Source organism: Shewanella scandinavica, from assembly GCF_031932065.1.
In the GTDB taxonomy this organism is placed as follows: Bacteria; Pseudomonadota; Gammaproteobacteria; order Enterobacterales; family Shewanellaceae; genus Shewanella; species Shewanella baltica.
In genome coordinates this window covers 73114-98378 of the sequence record NZ_JAUOES010000011.1, presented here as the reverse complement: position 1 = coordinate 98378, position 25265 = coordinate 73114, and the positions used below count along the sequence as shown (strand labels likewise).

The following is a 25265-nucleotide window of genomic DNA, read 5'->3' as shown; positions in this document are numbered from 1 at the left end:
CATAAGTCAGCCCATAGAATAAGACAATGAATTAATCGTACAGATAAGAGGTAAAGAGTAAGTTTACAATCAATGCTTTACCTGCTTCTTGAGTGATCAAGTTATTGACCATATCGAAGCACTCACGACGGATTTCTTCACGGCCAGTGAGTGACTTAATCTTTTCTTCCGATTGATTACCTAACACTTCCACAATCGCGGCGCGTAATAGCGGATCGTGACGCTCAATAGTGACCAGATCATCGGGGCTCTTCACCATTAACTCGACGCTGATCTTCACAAACCCTAATTTCTTACGGTTAGAAATGTAGTTAGTGACGATTTCGGGCTCAAAACCATAGTAGGCGTATTCACCCGTAGGTGTTGCCGCGGGTGCAGCTTCTTTTTCATCGGCCGCATAAACACTGAAAACACTGGTAAACAGGATCAGACAGACTGAGAGTAATTTTTTCATAGCGACTTGCGGCTCCCTAAAAACAATCATGGTGATGGAAAATACTTCCCAATCTATATAGCCAAACAACCTGAAAACGCCAGATCAGTATCAGGAGGTCGCTTGGGTATATATGCTAGTGTCGCGACATGTTAAACTGCCGACGTTTGCCTATATTGTAACGAGTATTTAATGAATGTGACTAGCTTAAGCTTCCCCTATGGTGAATCTATTCAGTGGTTTTCAGCCGAACTAGCCGACAAACTCCCAAAATCGCCCTTGAAAGAATGGTTGCTAGCTACAGGCAGCCTAACTCAAAAACTCAAAACTTGCTGCACTCAATTTGAAGTCAAAGTCCTTGGCGAAGGACTGCATGCGCCCTTAGATGGCGAATATCCCCAGCAAGGCTCAGTATGGATCCGCGAAGTGTTACTTTGCCTCGACTCAATCCCTTGGGTGTTTGCCAGAACCTTGATCCCCGAAAAGTTAATGGCCGAGCGCCAAGCGGATTTTTTAGGGCTGGGCACCCGCCCCTTAGGTGAACTACTGTTTAGCCAAGATCATTTTGTCCCTGGCAGAATCGAAGTCGCCAGTTTTGAGACCTGTAGCCGCCTCGCGCATTTAGCCGAAAGTTTAGATCAGAGTGTCGAACATGAACTCTGGGGACGCCGCCGCTATTTTCATCACGGTGAACACGAAATGATCGTCAGTGAAATCTTTCTGCCTGCGGCCGAGCAAGCTATCCGTAAGCTTGAATCCGAGCTTTAGCCAAAGCTGCACTAATGACTGATGACAAATAAAAATGCCTCTAAATTAGAGGCATTTTTGATCTGCTATTACGCGATTCACTTAGCGAATATTTAACTGACGACGCCAAGTCAATAAGCCAAGGAAAGCAAGGCTCAACCAACCTAGACTACCACCGCCAGAACTTTCATTCGCCGGCGGAGTCACCGGAGGTGTGACTGGCGGCGTAACTGGTGCAGTAACGGTCACTGTCAGACTACTAATATCTTTAGTATTTTGCGCATCAGTTACTGTAAGCGTCACAGTATAAGAGCCTGCGCTTGCGTAGGTATGGGTTGGCGAAGCCGCTGTACTTGTGGTGCCATCACCAAAATCCCAAGCGTAGGTTAATGCCCCCATACCACCATTAATATTACTGGTGAAGTTTACAACTAATTGATTGACCGTATTAGTAACACTGACTTTTAACGGCGCTACAGCATCAGAATTTGCATTTGCTAACCGAATAACCGCAGTGCTGTTATTACTGGCTTGCGATAGTACCTGCATCGTCAAACCTAACTGCTGCAATACTATGCCTGACTGGGGTTGTAGCGGCGCACTATAATCAAAACTATCATCGAACAGACTGACAGCATCGAGATTATTGTCACCGAAGTAGAAGGTTTGTTTTACTGTGCTAAAGGCTGCATCGCGGATCTGCTCGTCAGTAGAGCGAGTGCCAATCAGGTTTTGGTCAGCATCAATCACGCCAATCAAGCCATGCCCAGCATGGTCCGAGACATTATTGTCTCTGTAGCCAAAATCTTCTAACCAGAGTAATACACCAGGATCAAAACTTGCGGCTTTTAAACCAGCATCAACACCGTTATGGCTGCGTAACTGGATAAGATAACGAGATGTCGCACCAGGACGTGAGTCTTTAATCCGGCTATAACCGTAAAACGTCACTTTATCCGCGACTTCAGCGTTATCACCATATAACTCAGTGGTATTTTGTTTAACACTGATGTTATCAATAGTGATCCCTGACTCTGAGGTATAGTCATCGGTGACATAATTGATCTCGACAGCAATCGTTTTTCCAGAATATGCAGATAAATCATATTCTAACGTTACCCAAGCATCATTCCCTTCCGCCTGAGCAATCGCAGACGACTCGCCAGTAATAATATGACGAGCGCTGTTTATCCCATTGTTAGACTTAGTGTAATTACCCGCAATAGCCTCACCATCCACTTTCACCTGCATGTAGTCATAGTTAGGCTCAATACTCCAACTAGCCTTCATGCTCAAACTAAGTTTATCCGTCGTTACCGTAGGTAAATTGACATTAAAAATCATGCTGTTATTCAGCATATCCCCTTGACCAGAATAATACTGATAACTGCCCTGATAAGGTGTTTTAAAGGGGATTGGCGTTGGAGGAAGTGGAATAGAGACTTGGTTAACCGCCTGATGATTAACCGCTTCATTCAAGGTCACATCCATGCCGGATTTAGGAATACTATCTAAGCTGATTTCACGTTCATTCAACCACTTACCTTTATATCTTTCCTGTAGGTAAGAGCGCGCATAGGGACTAAAGCCACTCGGCTGGGCACCAGCGATAGCACCAGCCCAACTTCCACCAGACATCAAAGACCATAACCCTACAGGCGAGCCGTCTTTATTATCATTTTCAGTGGTATCGTATTCATCTGGCAGACCTAAATCATGGCCAAACTCATGGGTACACACGCCCGTGGCCGCATCGATAGGCTGAATGGTATAACCGAATACTTTTTTATCCGTACCAGGAAGCGAATAGCCATTGGTTGCTTGGTCAACAAAAAATCGATGCGACCAAATTGCACTCGCGCCTAAAGCTCCACCACCGGCTTCTTCACCTATGCTAGAGTGGAAAATCATCACATGGTCGATAATGCCATCGGGCTCGTTGTAATTACCGTTGTTGTTCAAATCATTTTGGTCTTCAACATCATAGCTAGCCAACTCTGCAGGAGACATATTCGCGACGGCTTGAGATACGGCTTCTTTTACCAATTGTTCGACCTGTGAATCACTACGAGTATCTGGATCATTAGCACCATAGTATTCGGCATTTTGTGAGGCGGTATACCAACCCTTTACGTCCCCAGTGAAGGAGAAGGTTTGCCCTGAAACCGCTTGATAATATTGATAAGCCGAATCTAACGTCTGCCCCTGTGGACCGTTAAAGCCTGTCGTCGAAAAGAGTAATGCCTTGTAGTGGGACGCAGGATAACTTGGGTAATACATGGCTGTATCGCCCGCACTTAAGCCATTGTTATCATGTTTTAAATCAGGGAAATCCACTAATACGGTGAGTACTTTAACGGTTTTTTTTACATCCGCATCAACCAGCAAACGCTGTGCGGGTGAGCGCATCATTTGCGATGACTTCGCTCTTTGCAGACGCGCATGCTCGGCTTCAACTTCGATGCGCGGCGCCTTAGGTTGAGTCAAGGTGGCACGATGAATATACGCTTCTATCGCTTCCTGCTTTACGCTATCACTGGCATCGGCGGCCACTTCACCACGTTTAATCAACCAATATAAAATTCGATCTTTATTAATCACACCCGCATCAGCAGGCGTATGATTCGGAGCCGCAATACTCGCGCCGCTAATCAATGCCAACATCAGTCCAAACGCTGTCACGCCTTTTGCACTTCGCATTTTTAACATCCTTACTGTAACAGCCAACGCTATTCTATTTATTAAGACTAGTGTCTCTTTGTATTAAGACAAATTTGCCTTTATGAGTCATCTACTCAGGGTTTATCTATCTCAAGATAGAGAGACAGAGTTTTTGACATTATCAGCACTGCGCTGAAGTAACAACTTGATACATTGCTTCGCTGGCACGATTTACACTTTTGTCAGCGTTTATTCAGCAAGCCTCTATGCTGAGGGCATTCCAGCCAAATCCAAGCCATAAAAAAACCGCATTAACAGCGTTAATGCGGTTTCGTTTTAAGCGAGCGAGATAAATTTAGCCGGCGGTTTTTAGATAATTTGAAATACCGTCGAGGAACATTTGTACTGAGATCATGACCAATACCATGCCCATCAAACGCTCAACCGCAGTGAGGCCTTTTTCACCCAGCACACGGGTGAAGAGTTTATAAAACATTAAGATCACTGCGCTTGCCCCCCAAGCAGACACTAATGCTATGGTCCAATCGCCCATGCGTGAGCTATCGGTATGCGCCAGTAGAATCAAAGCGGCAAGAATCGATGGACCTGCCATCAAGGGAATGGCCATAGGCACGATAAATGGCTCTTCTCCCGCGGCTAATCCAACGACACCACCGGGTTGAGGGAAAATCATTTTAATCGCGATAAGAAACAGAATAATCCCGCCTGCAATACTCACAGACTCAGAGCGAAGATTTAAGAAACTTAAGATAGCCTCACCCGCATAAAGGAAAGACAGCATGATCACTAAGGCGAAGAGTAACTCGCGGATCAATACCTTACGGCGTTTCTTAGGATCGATATGCCGTAGAATCGACGCAAAAATCGGCAAATTCCCCAGAGGGTCCATGATCAAAAACAACATTACCGCAGCAGAAAATATATCCATTTAACGTATCAACACCCAAGCCAACATAAGCCCATATTATATACCCAAACAACCTGAAGATGCAGGATTCAGCGGGAATGTAACGCACTTTAGGCAAGGCCCTTAATTGCTCCTGCATAAATGGCATTCACGCCATCCATGGCGATTGCGGTTATTTGCGGACCTAGTGGGCTAAGTTAAAAATAACCAACACGGCATAAAGTACGTTACAACCCGCCGGAACGGAGCGCCTAGGGAGCTCAACTTCCGTGTTGCAACAATTCAAAAGGTGGCCGACATTCTGTCATTGATGCGCCTTGAATTGAAGCACCCTAGGCGCTCTGAAACTCGTATCTTCAGGTAGCTTGGGTATAGTACCTTTTCTCGGCTTAGATCTGAAAATTTCTCCGCTAAATGGCTAAAGTGAATAAAATTCGCCCCCGAAAATCCCAGCGCAAAATGTCAGTTTGGTAAATTGCCAGCAAGTCACTGCTCACTTTGACTTACAGCTGGTATACTATGGCGTTTTTTCAGCAAATTTCCGTGGAATCCATGCTCTATCTTCTTGCTAGTTGTATCGCACTCTTAATTGGGCCACTGTTTTATCGCTACTTTTCATCGGGCAGCGGATTACAGAAGGGGCTCGATGGCTTTATATTCGTCTCATTAAGCGGATTAGTGTTGATCCACATCTTGCCAGAGCTGCTGCAGCATGGCGGTTTGTTAGCCGTTGTTTTTGTATTCCTAGGTATCTGGGGACCGACCGCCAGCGAACGCCTATTCCACCGTTATTCAGAAATCACCCATAATCTCACCTTGTCCCTAGGGATCGGTGGCTTGCTACTGCACACCATCACAGACGGTGGCGCTATGGTATTGGCGCAGCAAGATGGCAATTCGATTTTACTCGCACTCGGGGTCATTATGCATCGCCTCCCCGTCGGCCTTGCCATTTGGTGGTTACTCAAACCTCAAGTCGGCACCCGCTGGGCTAGCTTAGTGCTGGTCGCTATGATGCTGCTTACGGGTGTAGGTTACTTTGCAGGCGAGCAATTAATCACTCAGCTCAGTTTAGAAAATACCGTTTATTTACAAGCCTTTGTTACCGGTTCTATTTTGCATGTGGTGCTACATCAACCCCACGGCCAGCACGATACCGACAAGCAAGGCAAATACGAGTACCAAGCGGGTATCGGCAGTTTGCTCGGCATAGGCTTGCTCGTGATGCTGCTCTTGATGGATTCTGGCGGCCACGAACATGCCCACCATGATCACAGCACAGAACAATTAATGACTTGGCTACTGACACTCGCGCCCATATTACTGCTGAGCTATGGTGCGGCTGCGCTGCGCTTCAAGTTCGGTTTAACACCGCAGGATAGCAGCTTAGCCCGCCGCTGGTTTCAACGCTTAGCGGGGCCAGAAGCCTTAGTGATCACCGCCCTGTTACTCGGTCCTTGGATAGCGTTATTCCAGTTACTTGTGGTCTTTATTCTTAGCGCTTATTTAAGCCACGCTAACGTCACTATTACCGATCCACACACTAAATTACCTAGCAATGCCCTGCGTTTCGGCTTTGCACATTTAGTCGATCGCAGCGCACCGTGGATTTTACTCAGCCTAGTCCTAGTGAATTTAATCGGCCATCCTTCGGTGCCATTAAGCAATCCGCTGCTGCAGGTTATAGTGCTGTTGCTCGTATTTTTACCTATGCGTTTCTGCAACTTAGGCGCAGCGGTGCTTGCTCTTGCACTGGCCTATAGTGGCTGGAGCCCTATCGCGATTATCATGCCGCTGATTGCCGCACCTGTGCTTAACATAGCGCAGCTTAAGTTAATGACATGGCCACAAAGGGCAATATTACTGAGTATTATTGCGCTGAGTTTAGTCGCTGCACTGCGTCTACCACTGTGGTTCTCGTTGTTCACTTTACCGGAAGTGGTGAACTTAATCGCGCTGCTGATCCTGTCGGGATTATTTGCCGCCAGCTTACTACGCTTAGGCCCACGTAAATTTTTACGCCGCTTAATGCTGAGCAAACCGGTAGTGAACTCGCATAGTCATTCACACGCGCATGGACATTCCCACGAACATGCTCATAGCCATAGCGCTTCGCACGCATCTGTTCAAAGCACGACTGAAATACCTAGTGCCCATGATCATTCCGATGAACATACACACGAAAAAGCAAAAGCGGATAAGCACTCACACCACTAACACTGTTCATTTGTGAGCAGACAGGCTAAGTTAATCTACCTTTGGATTAATTTAGCCTGCTATGTGCATACTCTTTGTCGCCATTAATGCCCATCCTAAGTATCCCTTAATCATCTGTGCCAACCGTGATGAGTTTCACCATAGACCGACCGCGCCAGCACACTTTTGGCCACCGGAAGAAAACATACTCGCAGGAAAAGATCTGCAGGCGGGCGGCACTTGGTTTGGGGTGAATAAGCAGGGACAAGTCGCCGCTGTGACGAATTTACGCGTACCGCAAAAGCCCCCAGAAGCCATGCGTAGTCGTGGTGAACTCATCACTATGACACTCAACTCTGGGTCGCTCGTGTGCCCAAATTGGCTCGTTGAGCACAGTGACAATTATCAACCATTCAATCTCATCTTCGGCCAAGGTACTGACTTATATTGTTTTAACAGCATCAATAAAGACACAGTTAAACTCGCCGATGGGTTTCATGCCATTAGCAATGGTGCACTCGATGATATTTGGCCGAAAATGGCGAAGGGACAACAAGCGCTAGAAACCGTGATCAATCAGTCCGACAACCTAGAAGTGCAAGCGCTGTTACAGCTGATGAAAGACGACTCCCAACCACAAGATAATGAATTACCTAACACGGGAGTGGGGATCGAGTGGGAACGGCGCTTAGCCGCAATTTATATTCGTCACCCCGACTATGGCACGCGCTCCACCAGTATTCTGCTTGAGGATACTGAGGGCGGCATGCATTTCACTGAAGTGAGATACGACGGCAAAGGTAGACAGCTCGGACAGCAGGATTTCCATTTAACCCTGCCCGCCGAGCCACCCGCTAAGCCAGACTGTTTATTAACGCAAATCTAAACTGAACAACTGTGCAGCCTTGTATTGAAACGGCGCACTATTAGTCAGCGCTGTTGTTCAATTAAAACTGCGACTTAGTCCGAACTGTGATCCATAGTGATCACCCAGCGGTCGTCAATTTTCTCAATCAACAGGGTAAACACGCCCGTTGGGGCATCTTTTATCCGCCGTAAATCCCAGCGCCCAACCACCATAGCGGCGTAATTGCTGAGCATTTTGATTTCTTTTATCGTGAACTTCAGCTCACCAAGCGCTTCTTTATTGGGATAATTTTTCTTATAGGCGGCAAGTGTATCCTCCCAACCGAAACGGAACTTACCGTTAGAGACAAAGCGCAATTGCTCGCTCTTCCAGTAGCCTTGCATATAAGCATCGAGATCGCCGCGATTCCAGGCGTCTTCTTGGCCTTTAAGCATCTGCGTAATTTCATCCGTCGGCACCGCACTCACATGGCAAGTCACTAAGAGTAAAAGTGCCGCAAAAACACGCTGCCAGCTAACCTTGTTTAATAGTCCATTTTTCAACATAGTATTGTTCCCCCACAATCAGGTTAAACTGTACTATAGCGAATTCAGCACAGACTATCTTGCTAAAGCCAATTTAAAATCTAAAAAAGCTGATGATATTATTAATTTTTCGACTCTGGGCACCGAACTATGTTTACACCACTTTGCCGTTGGCTACTTAAGCTTTCAGGCTGGCAGATAGAAGGCCAACTGCCCGACTGCGCTAAATACATCATCATAGTCGCGCCGCATACCAGTAACTGGGACTTCATCGTGGGTATCTTAGCTCGTGGTGCTCTGGGCACTCGCATTCACTTTCTCGGTAAACACCAACTCTTTATCCCGCCTTGGGGCTGGTTCTTCCGCGCGATTGGCGGCAGCCCAGTGGATAGACGCAAAAACAATAACTTAGTCGATTTTGCCGTACAGCTGTTTGAGTCGAAAACCGATTATAAGTTAGCGTTGGCGCCCGAAGGCACCCGTAGCCCAGTGACCCGCTGGAAGTGCGGCTTCTACCATATTGCCTGCAAGGCTCACGTGCCTATCACTCCTGTTGGCTTAGACTTTAGCCGCCGCACTGTCGTTATCCGTACGCCATTGCAGCCTAGTGGTGATATCGAGACCGACATGCACGAGATTTTGAGCTTCTATCGCACCATTAAAGGCCGTCATCCTAAGGTGATCCCTGATTTTGTGGCGAGCACGAAGCATTAATCTCTTCCCCTATTTAGAGCGGCACACATGCAACCCGAAACTTGGTTACTCTATCTCTTGGCCATTGTATTGATTGGGATCTCACCCGGCCCCATCGCTATGTTGTCTATGTCCCACGGGATCCATTTCGGCAAGATGCGCAGCATAGCCACAGGCCTTGGCAGTGTGAGTGCCGCTTTAGTCTTGATGATGGCGTCAGCGGCGGGATTAGGCGCCATTATCAGCACCTCAGAATACGGTTTTACCTTGCTAAAATGGTGTGGTGCAGCCTATTTAGTGTTTTTAGGCATCAAGCTGTTGTTGACCAAGAACCAAGATCAACCCCTTGAGATCGGCCAATCAAAAGGCAAAGGCACACCAAGGCAACTTTATCAGCAGGCGTTTCTAGTGGGGATCAGTAATCCCAAGGATTTACTGTTTTTTGCCGCGCTGTTTCCGCAATTTATCGATCTTGCCGCGCCGCAATTACCGCAACTTATGATACTGGCAGCCACTTGGGCCATAGTGGATTTTAGCTTTGTGATGATTTACGCCAGCATGGCCAATGTGCTTGCGCCCAGCCTAAAGGCGAGCAACAAGCTGCATTGGTTTGACAGAACCAGCGGCGGTGTCTTTCTTACCTTAGCCGCGATTCTTATCTCTCGAAATTAAATCAATAATCGTCGACAGTCATTAACACTAGTCAACCTTAACCGACTTTAAGCTACGAATATCGTTGCCCGTTGGCGCTTGGAATGCCTGCAGACCAAACTCAGGCAATATCGCAAAAATATGGTCGAAGATATCCGCTTGTATTGCTTCATAAAATGCCCAGCGGGTGTCGTTGGTGAAGATATAAACCTCAATCGGCAATCCCTCAGTGGTCGGCGCTAATTGGCGCACCATTAAGGTCATTTCCTTATGGATTTTATCGTGACGCTGTAGGTATTCCTGCAGGTAAGCACGGAAGGTGCCGACGTTAGTCAGATGGCGACCGTTCACTTTCATGTCGAGGTCAGACACTCTGGCGTTCGACTCACGGATTTCGTTGATTTTGGCGGGGAAATATTCTTTTAAGCAATTGATCTTACTCAGACGCTCGCGCTCTTCCTCGCTCAAAAACTTAATGCTGTTGATATCAATATTGATGGCGCGTTTGATCCTACGACCACCCGACTCAGACATACCCCGCCAGTTGCGAAACGCATCCGACACTAAGGCATAGGCGGGGATCATAGTGATGGTTTTGTCCCAGTTGCGCACTTTAACTGTGGTCAGCGAGACTTCTTCTACCGCACCGTCGGCGCCGTATTTGTCCATCTGGATCCAGTCGCCCTTGCTCACCATACGGTTAGCCGCTAACTGAATGCCCGCCACGAAACCTAAGATAGTGTCGCGGAACACTAACATCACAAAACCCGTCGCCACACCTAAGCCGCTGAGGAAGTACACAGGCGACTGATCGGCCAAGATGGAGATAGATACGATAATACCGACAAAGAATAAAAACAGCTTAGTTAACTGCACAAAGCTTTTAACGGGTAAACGCCGACTCACCAGATTCACATCTGAAATTTCATCGACCGCATCTAAACCCGCATAAATAGCGCGGATCATCAGCACCACCAGCCAAATACTCAGCAGCCGATCGACTAAATTACTTAAGATTTGATGTTCGGTTAAGGCGATGGGCACTAATAGATTGAGCACGATTGCAGGCACTAGCATGGCCAGCTTTTCGAGCACCTTGTAACGCATGAACACATCGTCCCAAGTGACTTTGGAGCGGAGGATCACCATGTTGACCGCACGTATGACTACACGTCGAACAATAAGATAAGCGATACCCGCCAGCAGTAAGCAGGCAATGATCATGATGCTGGTTGATATGCCGTCCGAGGGTTGGCTATCAATCCCAAAGCCCGCTAGCCATGCCGAAATTTCGAGCCTTATTTCCTGATCCACAATTCCACTCCAACGTAGGCGCTAGCGCAACAAACCCATACAAAGGTAACTGCCGAGTTGACCTCGGTTAATGTCACCCTAGAAAATACTGATATCCAAACACAATAAATTTACAAACACTTATTTTAAAAGAAATTTTAGCATTTTGAATTGACCGAGCACAAAGGAAAATGAACAATCTTCAACCTGTTCCCAAGGAAATCATCCCATGAGTCGTTATTCATCTACGCTAGCCTGTCTTAGCTTTGGACTATTGAGCCTAAGCCAACCACTTCAAGCTGACGAATATAGCAATTCGAAGCCATTGGTAATCTCAGATAAATCAGAGAAAACCGCCAATCCTTCTTATATCGCCCTCATGCTGGATTACGTTCCCGCCGCAGACAATCTCTACGGCATTACATTAGCACCCTATCATTTCGATAATAATTACCAGCAATGGGGCTATTACCTCGGCTATGCCCGCAGCCGAGAAACCGATGTAGTAGTGCCAGAACCCGCGCTGTCATATCGCCAAGAAAGCCTCTTTCGCTTAGGGTTAAGCTACAGCCTCACTGCCGACTTAAGCTTTTATGCGGGCGGCAGCGGCTATATCAGCACTGTGTCTTACACGAATAATATTTCACCCAAAATTGTCGATGGCAAACCTAGGTGGGATGAAGATAAAACCACCCGTTGGGGCGCAGAAGCTGGGCTAAGATACCGCATTACAGAACATTTCATCCTGAGCGCGGGCTATAACTCCAGTACAGAATCCACAGTTTTGAGCATAGGTTACGCGGGCTAAGCCTAATGCTTATCCAAACGACTGAGCCTAGGCGACTTATTGGGTTAGCTCAGCTCGCGCCTTAGCAAGCTCCAATTCCACTTCGGCGACCTTATTGCGTTTCTTATTGATTTTATCCATAGAACGACCTTCTTCTATGGCTTTAGCCAACTCGTTTTGGCGCTCAGTCAGTTTTTCTTCTAAGGCCGAAACTTTGGCAACGCGCTCGGCATATAAGCTGTCGTCATCACAATGGGTTGAGACTTCGTAATAGGCTTTTTCGAGCCCATCGACTTTATGTTGATTACCCGCCGCTTTCGCTTGGGCAAGTTCGGCACTGATGGCTTCTAATTTCGCCGCGCAGCCGACTTTAGGGGCTTCATCGGCCCATGCCGCTGCGCTCAATACCAAGCCAATAACAACGCCATAAATTCCATGTTTAATCTGCATCTTAATCTCCTCTCGCTAAATTGATTGATAATACCGCTATCTGACTGTGTCCTGTCACCGCGCTATCAATATAGTGCCACACTCAGTGAACTCAATCTGTATTCGAGTCAGTATCTTCCAGCTAAATCCACTTTATTCGTCAAAACACGACTTAGACAGTGACTAATATGCGGCAAATTGTTTATGTTAGGGCAGAATATTGACTCAGACGGATATCGGAGCCAGAAAATTAATGCAAACTTCATTACGCCTTAGCGCACTTAGCTCATTGTTATTGCTAACATCATCGGTTATGGCCGCCGACGTAGCTCAAATCACCCTAGAAAATGGCGCCCAAGTCAGACTCAAAGACGACTTTACCTGGGAATATGTGATCACAGAAACCAAAGCTGCGCCCAATGCCTTAGCAGCGACGGCAGTGAGCACCTCAAGCAATATTGCCAGCGTCCCAAGTGTTGCTCTCGCCACTCAAACTGTGGCTGCGCCAGTCACCACCTTGACTGCCACCGCAATTGCCCAACCTGAGCTACTAGGCTCAACCGGTAAAGACGGCATCAAAGTCAGCTTTGCCGAAGGTCAATGGAAAGGCGATAAACTCGGACTCAGCTTCGATCTCGCCAGCACCAGCAATGAACACGTTACCTTAGTTGAAGTTGAAGCTAGCTTCTTCGCCGATAATGGTACTTTGCTCAAAACCGAAAAACTCGAAGTGTGGGAAGCCATTTTCCGCATGCCTGAAACCTATCTGCGTAAGGGCGAGCAGCGTAAAAGCAGCGTGATTTGGGTCGAAGGCATAGATAAAGCTCAATGGCAGAAGCAGTTAATTAACCTCAAAATCACCGAAATTAACTCCCGCTAATCCTTTGAGTAAAAGCAGGAATTGGACGTTGATGTCCAATTCCATCTCTTCCTCTTAACACTATTGCCTTACTCGCTGTGATATAGGCTAGAATGCCAACATATCCGACACCGTTTATGCTGAGCCAGTCGCTAATGCCAAATCGCTACCCTACGTTATCTATAGCCATGCTTCTGGTGGGCTTAAGTGGACAAAGCCTTGCTGATACCGTGTTACTCAGAAATGGCGATAGAATCACTGGCGAAATTAAAAACTTTGACGAAGAACACTTAATCATCAAACCCAATTATTCCCCTAAAATAACCATCGAACGTAGTGCAATTAAAAGCTTTGAAACCACCCAAAATCATTATTGGAGCATTAATCGCACCCTGCATGATGTGAGCATTCAATACTCCGACCTCGATGGGTTTGTGCTGGTAAATAATCGACAAACTCCTATTAGTGATCTGGTGTTTTCTGACCGAAAAAGTGACTCTGAGTGGCGCTATAGTGGCAGTGTTGAAGCCGCAATTGATGTCACCAGTAACACTAAAAATACCCAAAAACTTCATGCCAAAGGCGATATTACCGCCGAAACCTTACAATGGCGCCATAACCTCAAAACTGAGGTTCGCTATGAAACCGAAGAGAAAACCACTAAACGCAATACGCTTGAAGCTCACTACAGCCTTGACTACCTCATCAGCGAGCATTGGTTATTACGTCAAGAAGATTATTTTCAAGAAGATAGACTCGACTTCCCCGTTCGCAATTATTACGCCGCGCTCGGACCGGGTTATCGATTTTGGGGAATAGGACGAGATAAACTGGACTTTGTTGTCACTTACAACCACTTTTGGTTAGATAGTCAAATATTTACCTATCAACTCAATGCTTGGGCAACCACAATTAACTATAAACAGTATTGGTTTGATGGCGTGCTGGAGACCTATGCCGATCTCCAAATCGCTTTCCCTGACACGCCAACCATTGACTATATTTCAGACTCAATAATAGGGCTTAAGTATCTGCTTACACAAGAGATTTACCTCTCGTTTAAGTATGATATTAATGAAACTCAAACACCTTGGCACACTACTCGTGATATCAAGTACAACCTTGGACTAGGTATTAATTTCTAATCCTCACTCCTGATACGCTAACCTGTACGCCATAGGATGCCCATCATTCAATTGCAGTAAATCCCATAAATTACCGTAGAGATCTTTAAACACAGCGACTGTGCCGTAGTCTTGTTCTTGCGGCTCGCGCGCAAATTCGACGCCATCGGCGACCATGCGGCGATAATCACGCCAAAAGTCATCGGTATTCAAGAATAAGAACACCCGCCCACCCGCTTGATTACCAATAAAATCGAACTGCTCTGGCTTAGAAGCCCGCGCTAACAAAATAGACGCGCCCTTAGAACCCGGCGGGGCAACAACGACCCAGCGCTTATCTTGCTCGGCTTGATAAGTGTCTTCAACCAGTTCGAATTTTAATTTATTCACATAAAAATCAATTGCCTCGTCGTAATCTCTTACGACCAAGGCGATATGCACAAGGGCTTGTTTCATGGCGACCTTCAATTAACGCTATTTGGTCACCAGTTTACACGTCATTTCTGGCGCTTCGAAGCCCCAAACCACTTTCGCTTCGCCTTGATGTTCCCAAAGACTTTCATTGCGGCCTTGATACTTAGCGCCGCTGCCGCTGGGTTGTACAAACATCAATGAAGTACTATCACCATGTTCAGCAATTAGAGTCGCGGGTTCGGTTTTAAAATAAGTCACCACGACTTCATTAGCAGGATTGCCGTCACAGGCATAAAACACTGGGTCGGTCATATCGACTAAACGGTACTGCGCCTGCAGTTCGGCAATACGGGTTTGGTAGCTAGCTTCAATACACGCGTGTTTATCCTCGCTCTTCCAACACTCATTACGGCCTTTCACCCAACCACGCTGCATCGCTTTTAAAGTCGGTGGCTGTTCATTCTTTGCTTTTTCAAGCGCTTGGCTGTAAACCTCAGCTAACTGATTATCGAGTTGGCTCAGTCCCGCATCCTTACAAACCATAGCTTCGATACTGCCCGCATTGACTTTTGCGCAGTCAAAGGAAGGCGCATCGGCCGCCATGGCGCCTGTACTTAACGAACTCACCATCACAACGGCGACGCAATACCTAGTGAAGCCCAGTCGATTATTCAACATCTTATTGATTAACTTTACCATCTCAATTCCTTTATATTCTGTGGTTTACTTCAACGCTTGCCATAGCTAACCCTAGATCGGCTTAACCTAACCTGACTCAAAGAGTCATGCCTTAAATTGCACTCAAAATAGTGTACAAATCGTGATTAAATTCACCTTTATCTCAACTCTCACGAGCACTTCATTCTAGTGCTAACAATCAAATTCGGCGAAAAAAATACATCGACTTAGCAACCCGTGTCCACCAGCCTGTTCGGACACATTGCCGGACACTCTAGCGCCATCTCGGCAGTGATCGGCGGACACTTAAATAGCCATTAGATTGATAAGTAATATGAAATTTTTATGGCACAGATTCTGCTGTGGCAGGTTAATGCAACTCTGGCATAACCCGCCGATCCACACAGCCATACAAGGAAACACTATGAATACGCGCACTCAACTTATGGGCGGTCTGTTTATTCTCGCTCTGATCCCAACCGCCATTTGGGCGACTCAAACAAAGGGCCAAGCAACGAGCAACAGTGCCGATGGAGGTATATCAGTCTTCAGCCAATCAGTGCTCAGCCAAAGTCAGCCAGATTTTTCATGGATTTATGTTAAACAGGATGGCGAGATGACTATCGGTGCTGGCCACAGTGACGATTGGGAGCAACTTGAACGCCAAGGTAATCCTTATCATACCGATTACCTATGGGTGAAAAAAGCAGGCACGCCTTATGTCATCACAGATCCCGCCATAGTGGCGCAAATAAAAACCGCCATCATGCCCATGCAGCAACAGGGTGAGAAAATGAAAGTGTTAGGCGAACAAATGCAGCAAAAAGGCGACGCGATCAACAGCCAAACTCAGCAACTTCTACTCAATATTGCGGCCGATAGAGAAGATCCTCAGATACAGATGGAGATCGACAACCTGAGCACATCAATGGATATGCTTAGTCAACAAATGGATGAGCTAAGCAAAGTTCATGAAAGCCTTTCCAATACCGCAGAGAAGCAAATTGTCAGCCTCGCTCAAGCAGCCATTAAAGCGGGCACGGCGATAAAGGCACCTTAACCGCCTTTGAAAACAGCCATCGGGATTTGCCAACAGGCTAAAAGCCGCAAGATCCTGACACAAGCTTCCTACGCCAGTTGCGCTTAATGCTGATTTAACCGAATCACAAAACGGTTAATTTTGGTATTACGCGTGATAGTGGTTGAATTTTCGAGCGAAATTGACTATTTTCACGCCGCTTGTCACTTCACTAGGAAAAGGATCAACATGGAACAAGTTATTACCCCTACCGCAGGGAAAGATAATCCCATCCAAATGACAGATATTGTCTATTCGAAGGAAAAATCGCTGTTCACTCTGTTAGCGATTATCTCAGGGATCGTCTGGGCAGCATTGATCATAGGCACTTTGGGCATGGCCCTGCTCTATGTGTTGATGTTTTTCATTATTTATCTTTTCAGCCACTCCGCTTTTATTAGCTACCTAAAAGGGACGGCTGTCGAAATCAATGCTGAGCAATTCCCTGAATTACATAAACAATATTTAGCATGCTGCGATCGTTTAGAAATGAAAGAGCCACCACGAGCTTACTTGTTGGCCGCCGATGGCATGCTCAACGCGCTGGCAACCCGCTTCCTCGGCCGTAACTATATCGTGTTGTTTTCATCGATTGTGGATGCGCTTGAGTCCGATAAAGATGCACTTAACTTCTATATCGGCCACGAATTAGGCCATATTCGCCGCAATCATATTGGCAAGGCACCCTTTTTGGTCTTCGCCACTTGGTTACCTTTAGTGGGTGCGGCTTATTCTCGCGCCTGCGAATATACCTGCGATCTCCACGGGTTACGTTGCTGCAACAGCTTACGTTCTGCCACCAATGCCGTCGCCGTATTAGCCGCTGGCGTAGAGCAATGGAAACGTATGAATGTGGATCAATATATCCGCCAAGCTCGCGAATCGAGTGGTTTTTGGATGTCACTGCACGAGCTTAACGGCAGCTATCCTTGGCTGACTAAACGAATGGCAAGAGTCGACGCCAAAGCGCAGGGAACGGAATACACGCCGCCATCACGCAGTGCGTGGGCATTTGTATTTAGCCTCTTTATGCCACGCATGGGCACAGCTGGCGGTGGACTCATTATTTTTGCTGCGATTATTGGTGTTGCCGCCGCAGTTGCGTTGCCAGCGTACAAGCAATATCAAGAAAAGATGAGTGCAGCCAGCAGCTATGAAGCCCCGGCTGCAACCGAAGCGACACCAGCAGCCATGACTGTGCCTGACGCAACACTCGCCATTGCCAGTATCGATCAGCAGCACCAAGCATTAACGCCGATCACCGACATCTTAGTTGGCTATTATCAAACCAACCAAGCATGGCCAACTGAATTAGATGCCCTAAAGCTGACGGACGAGCAGATTGCGACATTTAATCTGTACACAGATGGCATAGTCGGCTTTGTCGGAGGCGAAGCCCTCGGTGATTATCAAGGCTACGAAGTCTATCTATCGCCACAAGTTGATGAGCAAAGCAATATCACTTGGGTATGCAGCAGTAGCGACATTCCCGACGAATATCTGCCAATAGATTGCCAAGGCTAAGATCAAAAAGCGCTGCAAATGCAGCGCTTTTTAGTTGAGGACGAGTTAGCCCTTTTGAATCGTCATAGTCCAAGCAGCATCGCCCTTCTGGGCAAAGTGGGTCACCTCATGCCCGGCTTCAGCCGCCCAGCGGGGAATATTCTCAGTTGCTTGGCCACAATCGTAATCCAGTACCACTTTATCGCCAGTCTCAAGACTCGCAATTAAGCGTTGTAACTCAATTAAAGGAAAAGGGCATAGTTTACCCGTTGTGTCGAGATACTGTTCCATATACAGCTCCTTTATAAACGTTAAATCTGCGCAAGACGCATTGGCCTCAGTAGCGCAAAATAGTTAAAGCACCAACTGCCAAATAAAATAGCAGGGATAAATAGCCAGCCTTGCCACGACAAATAAGCCGTGCCAACGAGCGCATTACCAAGCATGCAACCTCCGGCAAGCCCGCTCCCCACACCCATCAACAGGCCACCAATAAACCCAAATAACACCACTTTATGACCTGGGTAGCGCCAGCGCTGCTCAGCACTGCCCCGAGCAGCGATAAAAGCGCCTACAAATAATCCCAAGAGAAAATATCCAGGCCAACTAAAGAACTTAGTGTTACCTGTGGTGACAAGATCCCATAACTGCGCACTCGGGCCACTGATCCCAACACTGCCTACACGACCACTTTCAAGACTTGCAGGCCATGCAAGTAGCGCCAGTAAACCAATCAGCAAAGCACTTACAAAGGGATGCCAGCGCGCTTCAAACAACCAATGAGCTAAACCCGTTTTACGGGGTGCCATCAGTGCAACCGGACGTTTGCGGCGTTTGAGATAACCCAATGCCAACCACAATGTGAGTAATACGAGGACAAGCACGATCACCCAAGGGGAAACGCCCAGAGTTTGATAGAGCGTTTGGTCCTCGAGTTGATGCTGTTTAAAAGGTTTAAGTAGACCTTTCACCTCATCAAGACGCACTAATTTACTGGCAGCAATAAAACCGAGAACGGCCATCACACTAGCAGCTAACCCTTCGGCAGCGCGGTAATAGGCACCAGTGGAGCAGCTTCCCGCTGCTGCCATACCCACACCAAACAATACACCACCGACTAAGGTTGCCAACCAAGGGAAATGCCCTTCTGGCAATTTAACCCAACCCCATTCGTAAAACAGGAACAGCCCTAGACTTTGGATGCTGATGGCAATCAAAATAGCGATCACCATGGTAAAGTCCCGTTGCAGATAGGTATCGCGGATCCCGCCCGCCATACAAAATCTCCCCCTTTGCATCACAAACCCCATGGCTAAGCCAATACCTAAGCCACTGAGAATAGTCAACATAGTCCTATCCTCAACGCTGGATCAGATAACGAATCGTTGGTCCATTCTGCTCAATTTCTAACACTTTATAACCATGATTTTTAGCGTCGAGGGGAATATTGTTGATGGACTGCGGACAGTCACTGATCACCTCGAGGATTTCACCGGGCTTTAACTTAGGCATAGCTTCAAGGGTGGCCACTGCAGGATAAGGGCAAGGTTCACCGACCATATCGAGTTGATAATCTGGAACATATTGATTCATTACGCCGCCTCCGCTAGCAATTGTTCATCACGCTTCGCCTTGCGAGCAAAGAAACGTTTTTCCCATAGCAACATAGCGCCAAAGGAAAGTCCCAGCAGCACATAGGTCAGCAATAAGCCGCCTCGATCACCAAAGCTGGTCAATAAATTCACTTTGTCCCAGTTGGTCGCTAAAGGTTGAGCTAGGTCATCCCAGTAATACGCCAGTAAAGTCGAACCTAACACATTGCCTAAACCGACCCACCAGAAATGCACTTGGCCTTCAACTGCACGGTACATCCAGCCCGTTTCACAACCACCAGCCAGCACAATACCAAAACCAAACAGCAAGCCGCCGATCACCGCATTAGGACCCGCCCACATAATTTTAGGTGGTACCCCCAGTTGCACATAGCTGTATATGCCTATCGCACTGACCGCCATACCTAAGATAATGGCCTTCGCCATATGAGTACGACCAGTAATCCACATATCGCGGAACGCTGAGGTAAAGCAGATTTGTGCCCGTTCAATTAACAGACCAAATCCGACTCCGCAAAGCATAGCTATGCCGAGTTTAGGCGCATTGAACATAGTCAATAAACCCCAACCGACGATACCGACAAACACTAACATACCGATACGGAAACGACGTCGAGCCTGATTTTCATCCTGCTTAATCGAAGTCGCTTTATTCACCTTCTTCAGCTTTACCGGAATACGGAACATAGGCAGTAAGGTAAACCTTGCGCCAAAGTAAGAGCCCGCAGCGGTCGCCAGAGCAAAGAACCAAGCATGCAAAGAGAACTGCGGAATACCCGTGAAGAAGGCCGCTAAGTTACAGCCCATAGCCAAGCGGGCACCAAAGCCAGCAATAATGCCGCCGATCAGCGCCTGAGCAATACGGATACGGCTCTGTGGCATACGTAGTTTGACGTTATTGGCCCAGAGCGCAGCAGCAATACAACCACCAAACATACCGATAATCATCATGCCGTCGATACGATCTAAAGGAGACCCCTGCAGACCTATCACTTTGAAATATCCCCAGGTTTCAGGCTCTGCGCCAAAAAGCTGCATCAAGTGCCCGCCCCAACGAGTGAATTCCCCAGTAACAGCCCAGAAGGTTCCAGTCAGACCAAAATAGTAAGTAGAAAGGATACCCGCAGCGATCACAGCTGGCATAGGAGCCCAAAAACGAACTAAGTATTCTTGTTTAAATTGTTGCCATGTCATGTCATTACCCTAATGAACGAGACTATAAAAAAATAAGCACAATGCGCTTATAACCTTTATGCCACAGCGATTGAGATCGTTATATACAACGCCAATCTTAAGTGGCCTCACGCTTAAATGGCTTTGGCTAAGCTAGCGCAGTGCTGTCCCAACAGTCGATAACCGTGGGTGTAAAGCGTTGCCCTGCCATTGCGGCAAAAACCGATAAGCGTGATATTGCTTTTCTCTGCTAATTCCAACGCCAGTGAAGTCACGGCGGACATAGCAAACAGAATTTGGATATTGGCACTGGCGGCCTTTTGCACCATTTCAAAACTCGCGCGGCTGGTGAGCAATACGGCCACTGGACGTTCCACATTGTGAGCGGAAAAGGCGCCAATTAACTTGTCGAGTGCGATATGCCTGCCTATATCCTCATAGGCGGCGATGATCTGTCCTTGATGGTTAAGCCCCATGGCAGCATGCGTCGCGCCCGTCAGCTTAAAATGTTGTTGATTATCTTGAATTTGCCCAAGTGCTACCTGTAAGTGGCTGATGTCGAATCTGGCATCTGAGTCCACCCGCATAACAGGCTTGACGGCCTCTTCGAGCTGGGCGACACCGCACAGTCCACAACCCGTGCGCCCCGCCATATTGCGCCTTTGTTGTTTGAGTTCCATAAAGCATCGCTGGTTGATTTCGACTTGGATCAACACGCCTTCATGGGTGAATTCGAGTTCTACCCCTTTGATGTCATTGATATGGGAAACGATACGTTCTGACAGCGTAAAACCTATGGCAAAGGCTTCTAAATCTTGGGGGCTCGCCAACATAACAGTATGAGCGATGCCGTTATAGACCAGCGCAACCCGTACCTCATTGGCTAAGTAATCAGTCAGCTCAGATGCGTGTCCATGCTCTAACAGGACCACGTTTCTTTCAGTAACCACTTCATGTGAATGATATTCCATAGCGCCCCTCTAAAACTATAAAATCAAATAAAAACAATTAGTTTGATGACAATTTAAGACTTGTATCACAAACCCATAAACTAAATACGAATCGCCTTGAATCATCTTTACGCATTTTCTACTATCGAGTTGTCTTCTATTGGAAGAACGTCGTCTCCGGTGAGGCGTCCGGATTTCAAATCCGGGTAGGGCTGCCAGCAGTCCTGGGTAGGTTCGACTCCTATGTTCTTCCGCCAATTCTCATGGGAATAAAACAGTTCCCCATCCCGGATCTCCCGACTGTTACTGCGATACTTCCTACGAGTAAAACCACTGCGGTCAAAAAACTCCAACAGCTGAATACTGACCTTACGGCCAAGGCCAATCAGATCCTTAAACTCTGCGGTTTCGAGCTTGCCGTGGGTGTCCACATGCTCACGCACCAAATTGGCGTAATGGCACAACTGCTCGCTCAGCAGATATCTGTCCTTCACCACCGCGGTAATAAAGCCCTGTTGCACCAGTTGAAAGCACAGCAATCTGAGTTTGGCGGGCTCGAGTTCGAGATATTCCCCCATCTCTGTCACCCACACAGGGGACGTTTGCTGCGCCAACCAAGGAGCCAAGCGTTGCCAGCACTGCTGCGCCTCGCTATCGAGGACAATTCTGTGGTCCGCCAACTGCAGCAGAGCGCCGCGCAGCACCATCTGTCCATCTTGGCAGAGGCTATCGAGCACCTTATTGGCAAGCTCGTTGGGTAATATGCTGTGGCTCATACGTTGTAGACGATTACGCCCCAGCCCTAATTGGTCGGGATGCTGTTGGTGATATTCACGTAACAGCTCGATAAACTGCTGTTTTTCTTGCTCAAGTAGCTGGGTCGATAGCCCATAGGCGCCGAGGCGAGTCAGCCCCGCCTGCGCCAGCATGGCTGCGAGCCCTTCATCGGTTAGCTGCCAGCGCCAACGGATTTCATCAATACTGAGCGCCTCACTCTGGCCGAGTAGCGCCAGCACATTCACCGGATTGGAGAGCTTGGCCAGCTGTTGCAACTTGCTGACACGCTCCGGTGTGCGCTTCTTACGATTGGGGGCTTTTAATGCCAGCACTCGCCCTGCACCCAGGGTTTGCTTGCCACCAATATGCCTGAGCACTATCGGGTCGTCCTGACACAGCAGCAGCGGCTTATCGAGCACAATTTCGGCCAGATAGCACCCCTGCTCATCGGCTTCATCGAGTAGTGACACTCGACCCAAGGTATGGTCGGCGCCGTGGTGACAATGAACATTTTGCCAATGGCTGATGGGTTCGAAACTGCGAATTTGCACTACGGGTCTGGCGCACAGCTCAGCCTGAGGCAGGTTGCTTAACCAGTCGCCACGGGCGGGCGCCCTGTGGTTATCGACACCGGTAAGATTTAAGGCGACCCGAGTGCCACTTAGTGCTCGATGAACTTCCATCCCTTGGCAGTGAATGCCGCGCACCCGTAATTTTGCTTTTTGCCCAGAGCTGTAGAGGCTATCGCCGATACACACACTGCCGCTAATCACAGTGCCCGTGACCACACAACCGGCACCTTTAACGCTAAAGGCGCGATCGAGCGTCATCCTAAAGCTGCTGGCATCTTCCGCTTGGGTCGATTGCAGCTCGGCAATATCTAAAATATGTTGTTTAAGAGTGTCTACTCCCGCGTCGCCTGCATCATTCGCGCAGACTTCAAACACGCCACTGGCCTCGATACCGTATTCGGCAAGCAGCGCCATCCCCTCTTGAGTCAACTTGGCGGCGGTTTGGTCATCGACCAGATCCCGCTTGGTCAGCACTAAGGTCAAACTGTTTAGCGGTAAAAGCGCGAGGATTTGCAGGTGCTCGCGGGTTTGTGGCATCACGCCGTCGTCACAGGCCAACACCAGCAGTGCGTGGCGCACATGGCTCACGCCCACCAGCATGTTATTGATAAATTTTTCGTGGCCGGGCACATCGATAAAGGCTAAGCGACTGCCATCTCGCAGTGGCATAAAGGCATAACCGAGATCGATAGTCATGCCACGGCGTTTTTCTTCGGGAAGCCTGTCGGTGTTCATCCCCGTTAAGGCACGGATCAACGTGCTCTTGCCGTGGTCGACATGGCCCGCAGTGACCATAATCATAGCTGTACACCTAATGTGCTAAGTTCGGCCAATAATTCGGCCTCATCATCGATACCCCGCAAGTCGAGGCGAAGTTGATCTTGGGCCATTCGACCAATCACAGGCCGCTGCGCCTGCTTAAAATGCTGCTCGAGCAGCGTTAAACTGCCACCCTCTTGCGCGTTAAAGCACAGGGCGATTGAGGGTAAAAAGGTATCGGGCTGCGATCCGCTACCGACTTGAGTTTGGCACTCCACTAATTCGATGCCATAGCTCGGGGCAAACAGCGGCGCTAAGGCGCGCTGCAGACGCTCACCGATTTGGCGCAACTCAGCTTGGCTACGGGCAAATTTGGCCATAATCGGCAGTTCCCGATCCAAGGTTTCGGGGTTGAGATAGTGGATCAGCGTTGCCTCGAGCGCCGCGAGAATCAACTTGTCACAGCGCAATGCACGCTTTAGCGGATGACTTTGAAGCTTATTAATGAGCGCCTGCTTACCGACAATCAAACCCGATTGCGGGCCGCCGAGGAGTTTATCGCCGGAGAAGCTGACCAGATCGACCCCATCAGCCAACATGGCTTGGGGCGTCGGCTCTTGTTTAAGGCCAAAACGGCGTAAGTCAGTGAGTGAACCACTGCCAAGATCCGAGATCAGCGCAACCCCACGATCGCGGCAGAGTTGGCCTAATCTGGCCTCATCCACCGAAGCGGTAAAACCACTAATATGATAATTACTGGTGTGGACCTTCATTATTGCAGCGGTATTTTCAGTAATCGCCTGCTCATAATCCTTAAGATGTGTCCGATTGGTGCTGCCGACCTCAACTAAGGTGCAGCCTGCTTGGCGCATAATGTCAGGGATGCGAAACGCGCCGCCAATTTCCACCAGCTCACCACGGGAGACTATGACTTCTTTCCCCGCAGCCACCGCAGAAAGCATCAACAAAACCGCAGCGGCATTGTTATTCACGACACAACAAGCCTCGGCACCGGTTAAACGTTGGATCAAGGCGCTGATCGCATTATCCCTGTGACCACGTTCACCTGCCGCAAGCTCAAACTCCAGAGGTGTGGGGTAGCGCATAACAGAAGTCACGGCTCGAATCGCCGCTTCTGACTGCTGCGCTCGGCCAAGGTTGGTATGCAGTATGGTGCCAGTAAGATTCCACACAGGTATTAAGCTGTGGCTGTAATCTTTAGACAGTTGATCAACCAAACATCCGTGCAATTGCGCAAGCTCGCCACACCATGTCGGCAAACGGCGCTCACTGCCGATTAAGCTTCGCGCAGCCTTTAACTGGCTATCCAGCGCTTCCTTTACTGCCACTTTGCCGTAAGACTGCTGCAATACGACAAAGCTAGGCTCCGCCAGTAAGCTGTCCATTGAGGGCAAAGCGCGGTACAAGGCTTGTGGCGTTTCGGGTGCTTGGGTCATCATCTGTGTCATCTTGTTTAAGTTATTGTCATCTGCTGGATAAAAAGCAGGAAGGGATCAGCAACCCGACTCCCTCCTGCATTGACTTAAGCTATTTG

General features: G+C 48.1%; 24 protein-coding genes, 1 tRNA gene and 1 pseudogene. 11 read left to right on the top strand and 15 right to left on the bottom strand.

Going from position 1 to position 25265, the window contains the following annotated elements; translation table 11 throughout:
• Positions 1 to 31 precede the first annotated feature (31 nt).
• Positions 32 to 454 (bottom strand): flagellar basal body-associated protein FliL, encoded by a 423-nt coding sequence (locus tag Q4Q50_RS11765; protein ID WP_107946212.1) that lies wholly within the window; start codon positions 452 to 454, stop codon positions 32 to 34.
• A 171-nt stretch (positions 455 to 625) separates the two neighbouring features.
• On the opposite strand from Q4Q50_RS11765, the gene Q4Q50_RS11760 reads away from it, so the two are divergent.
• The gene (locus Q4Q50_RS11760; RefSeq protein WP_107946211.1) at positions 626 to 1201 is read left to right on the top strand and encodes a chorismate--pyruvate lyase family protein; all 576 of its coding nucleotides are present in this window, start codon (positions 626 to 628) and stop codon (positions 1199 to 1201) included.
• An 81-nt stretch (positions 1202 to 1282) separates the two neighbouring features.
• Here the strand turns inward: Q4Q50_RS11760 and Q4Q50_RS11755 are convergent, their stop codons facing one another.
• Both Q4Q50_RS11755 and Q4Q50_RS11750 read right to left on the bottom strand, forming a co-directional pair.
• Positions 1283 to 3880 carry an immune inhibitor A domain-containing protein gene (locus tag Q4Q50_RS11755; RefSeq protein WP_311899435.1) on the bottom strand — a complete coding sequence of 866 codons (2598 nt, stop codon included), beginning with the start codon at positions 3878 to 3880 and terminating at the stop codon, positions 1283 to 1285.
• 316 nt (positions 3881 to 4196) lie between these two features.
• Entirely contained in the window at positions 4197 to 4790 is a 594-nt protein-coding gene (locus tag Q4Q50_RS11750; RefSeq protein WP_011848195.1) for a YhgN family NAAT transporter, read from the bottom strand.
• Positions 4791 to 5321: 531 nt separating this feature from the next.
• Here Q4Q50_RS11750 and Q4Q50_RS11745 point away from each other — a divergent pair.
• Together Q4Q50_RS11745 and Q4Q50_RS11740 are read left to right on the top strand one after the other, a co-directional pair.
• Positions 5322 to 6986 carry a ZIP family metal transporter gene (locus tag Q4Q50_RS11745; RefSeq protein WP_311899487.1) on the top strand — a complete coding sequence of 555 codons (1665 nt, stop codon included), beginning with the start codon at positions 5322 to 5324 and terminating at the stop codon, positions 6984 to 6986.
• 61 nt (positions 6987 to 7047) lie between these two features.
• On the top strand, positions 7048 to 7851 hold the full coding sequence (locus Q4Q50_RS11740) for an NRDE family protein (protein ID WP_311899434.1): 804 nt from the start codon (positions 7048 to 7050) through the stop codon (positions 7849 to 7851).
• A 74-nt stretch (positions 7852 to 7925) separates the two neighbouring features.
• Here the strand turns inward: Q4Q50_RS11740 and Q4Q50_RS11735 are convergent, their stop codons facing one another.
• Positions 7926 to 8378: a YybH family protein gene (locus Q4Q50_RS11735; protein WP_006083706.1), complete on the bottom strand. Its 453-nt coding sequence runs from the start codon at positions 8376 to 8378 to the stop codon at positions 7926 to 7928.
• 129 nt (positions 8379 to 8507) lie between these two features.
• On the opposite strand from Q4Q50_RS11735, the gene Q4Q50_RS11730 reads away from it, so the two are divergent.
• Positions 8508 to 9071, top strand: coding sequence for a lysophospholipid acyltransferase family protein (locus Q4Q50_RS11730; protein ID WP_311899433.1), 564 nt, complete (start codon positions 8508 to 8510; stop codon positions 9069 to 9071).
• 27 nt (positions 9072 to 9098) lie between these two features.
• The gene (locus tag Q4Q50_RS11725) at positions 9099 to 9722 is read left to right on the top strand and encodes a LysE family translocator (protein WP_311899432.1); all 624 of its coding nucleotides are present in this window, start codon (positions 9099 to 9101) and stop codon (positions 9720 to 9722) included.
• 27 nt (positions 9723 to 9749) lie between these two features.
• Here Q4Q50_RS11725 and Q4Q50_RS11720 read toward each other — a convergent pair whose 3' ends face one another.
• The gene (locus Q4Q50_RS11720) at positions 9750 to 11015 is read right to left on the bottom strand and encodes a mechanosensitive ion channel family protein (RefSeq protein WP_311899431.1); all 1266 of its coding nucleotides are present in this window, start codon (positions 11013 to 11015) and stop codon (positions 9750 to 9752) included.
• A gap of 208 nt (positions 11016 to 11223) precedes the next feature.
• On the opposite strand from Q4Q50_RS11720, the gene Q4Q50_RS11715 reads away from it, so the two are divergent.
• Positions 11224 to 11802 (top strand): TonB-dependent receptor, encoded by a 579-nt coding sequence (locus Q4Q50_RS11715; protein ID WP_311899430.1) that lies wholly within the window; start codon positions 11224 to 11226, stop codon positions 11800 to 11802.
• 36 nt (positions 11803 to 11838) lie between these two features.
• Here Q4Q50_RS11715 and Q4Q50_RS11710 read toward each other — a convergent pair whose 3' ends face one another.
• Positions 11839 to 12231: a DUF1090 domain-containing protein gene (locus Q4Q50_RS11710; RefSeq protein WP_311899429.1), complete on the bottom strand. Its 393-nt coding sequence runs from the start codon at positions 12229 to 12231 to the stop codon at positions 11839 to 11841.
• A gap of 232 nt (positions 12232 to 12463) precedes the next feature.
• Here Q4Q50_RS11710 and Q4Q50_RS11705 point away from each other — a divergent pair, with 232 nt between their 5' ends.
• Together Q4Q50_RS11705 and Q4Q50_RS11700 are read left to right on the top strand one after the other, a co-directional pair.
• Positions 12464 to 13090 (top strand): DUF3157 family protein, encoded by a 627-nt coding sequence (locus Q4Q50_RS11705; RefSeq protein ID WP_011982065.1) that lies wholly within the window; start codon positions 12464 to 12466, stop codon positions 13088 to 13090.
• Positions 13091 to 13182: 92 nt separating this feature from the next.
• Complete coding sequence (locus Q4Q50_RS11700) at positions 13183 to 14214, top strand: DUF481 domain-containing protein (RefSeq protein WP_311890542.1); 1032 nt, start codon at positions 13183 to 13185, stop codon at positions 14212 to 14214.
• A 3-nt stretch (positions 14215 to 14217) separates the two neighbouring features.
• Here Q4Q50_RS11700 and Q4Q50_RS11695 read toward each other — a convergent pair whose 3' ends face one another.
• Both Q4Q50_RS11695 and Q4Q50_RS11690 read right to left on the bottom strand, forming a co-directional pair.
• On the bottom strand, positions 14218 to 14649 hold the full coding sequence (locus Q4Q50_RS11695) for a VOC family protein (RefSeq protein WP_011982063.1): 432 nt from the start codon (positions 14647 to 14649) through the stop codon (positions 14218 to 14220).
• An 18-nt stretch (positions 14650 to 14667) separates the two neighbouring features.
• Entirely contained in the window at positions 14668 to 15306 is a 639-nt protein-coding gene (locus Q4Q50_RS11690) for an MliC family protein (protein WP_311899426.1), read from the bottom strand.
• Positions 15307 to 15709: 403 nt separating this feature from the next.
• Between Q4Q50_RS11690 and Q4Q50_RS11685 the strand changes: the two genes are divergently transcribed.
• Positions 15710 to 16345 (top strand): hypothetical protein, encoded by a 636-nt coding sequence (locus tag Q4Q50_RS11685; protein WP_311899425.1) that lies wholly within the window; start codon positions 15710 to 15712, stop codon positions 16343 to 16345.
• 207 nt (positions 16346 to 16552) lie between these two features.
• A complete protein-coding gene (locus tag Q4Q50_RS11680) occupies positions 16553 to 17887 on the top strand; it encodes a M48 family metallopeptidase (RefSeq protein ID WP_311899424.1) in 1335 nt (444 codons plus the stop codon).
• Positions 17888 to 17932: 45 nt separating this feature from the next.
• Here the strand turns inward: Q4Q50_RS11680 and Q4Q50_RS11675 are convergent, their stop codons facing one another.
• The 5 genes from Q4Q50_RS11675 to fdhD all read right to left on the bottom strand — a co-directional run bounded on the left by Q4Q50_RS11675 (position 17933) and on the right by fdhD (position 21623).
• Positions 17933 to 18157: a sulfurtransferase TusA family protein gene (locus tag Q4Q50_RS11675; RefSeq protein WP_107946198.1), complete on the bottom strand. Its 225-nt coding sequence runs from the start codon at positions 18155 to 18157 to the stop codon at positions 17933 to 17935.
• A 20-nt stretch (positions 18158 to 18177) separates the two neighbouring features.
• On the bottom strand, positions 18178 to 19215 hold the full coding sequence (locus Q4Q50_RS11670; protein ID WP_107946197.1) for a YeeE/YedE family protein: 1038 nt from the start codon (positions 19213 to 19215) through the stop codon (positions 18178 to 18180).
• A gap of 10 nt (positions 19216 to 19225) precedes the next feature.
• Positions 19226 to 19459, bottom strand: a complete 234-nt coding sequence (yedF, locus tag Q4Q50_RS11665) for a sulfurtransferase-like selenium metabolism protein YedF (RefSeq protein WP_006084883.1) — start codon at positions 19457 to 19459, stop codon at positions 19226 to 19228.
• Entirely contained in the window at positions 19459 to 20673 is a 1215-nt protein-coding gene (gene yedE / locus Q4Q50_RS11660; RefSeq protein ID WP_006084881.1) for a selenium metabolism membrane protein YedE/FdhT, read from the bottom strand. Before yedE ends, yedF begins: the two co-directional genes overlap by 1 nt.
• A gap of 113 nt (positions 20674 to 20786) precedes the next feature.
• Entirely contained in the window at positions 20787 to 21623 is an 837-nt protein-coding gene (gene fdhD, locus Q4Q50_RS11655) for a formate dehydrogenase accessory sulfurtransferase FdhD (protein WP_311899422.1), read from the bottom strand.
• Between the two features lie 141 nt (positions 21624 to 21764).
• Between fdhD and Q4Q50_RS11650 the strand changes: the two genes are divergently transcribed.
• Positions 21765 to 21859: transfer RNA gene (locus Q4Q50_RS11650), tRNA-Sec, on the top strand.
• A 93-nt stretch (positions 21860 to 21952) separates the two neighbouring features.
• On the opposite strand, the pseudogene selB reads toward Q4Q50_RS11650, so the two are convergent.
• Positions 21953 to 23746 (bottom strand): annotated as a pseudogene (gene selB, locus Q4Q50_RS22380) (selenocysteine-specific translation elongation factor); the annotation flags it as partial.
• A 2-nt stretch (positions 23747 to 23748) separates the two neighbouring features.
• The gene (selA, locus tag Q4Q50_RS11640; protein ID WP_311899420.1) at positions 23749 to 25170 is read right to left on the bottom strand and encodes an L-seryl-tRNA(Sec) selenium transferase; all 1422 of its coding nucleotides are present in this window, start codon (positions 25168 to 25170) and stop codon (positions 23749 to 23751) included.
• Positions 25171 to 25265 lie beyond the last annotated feature (95 nt).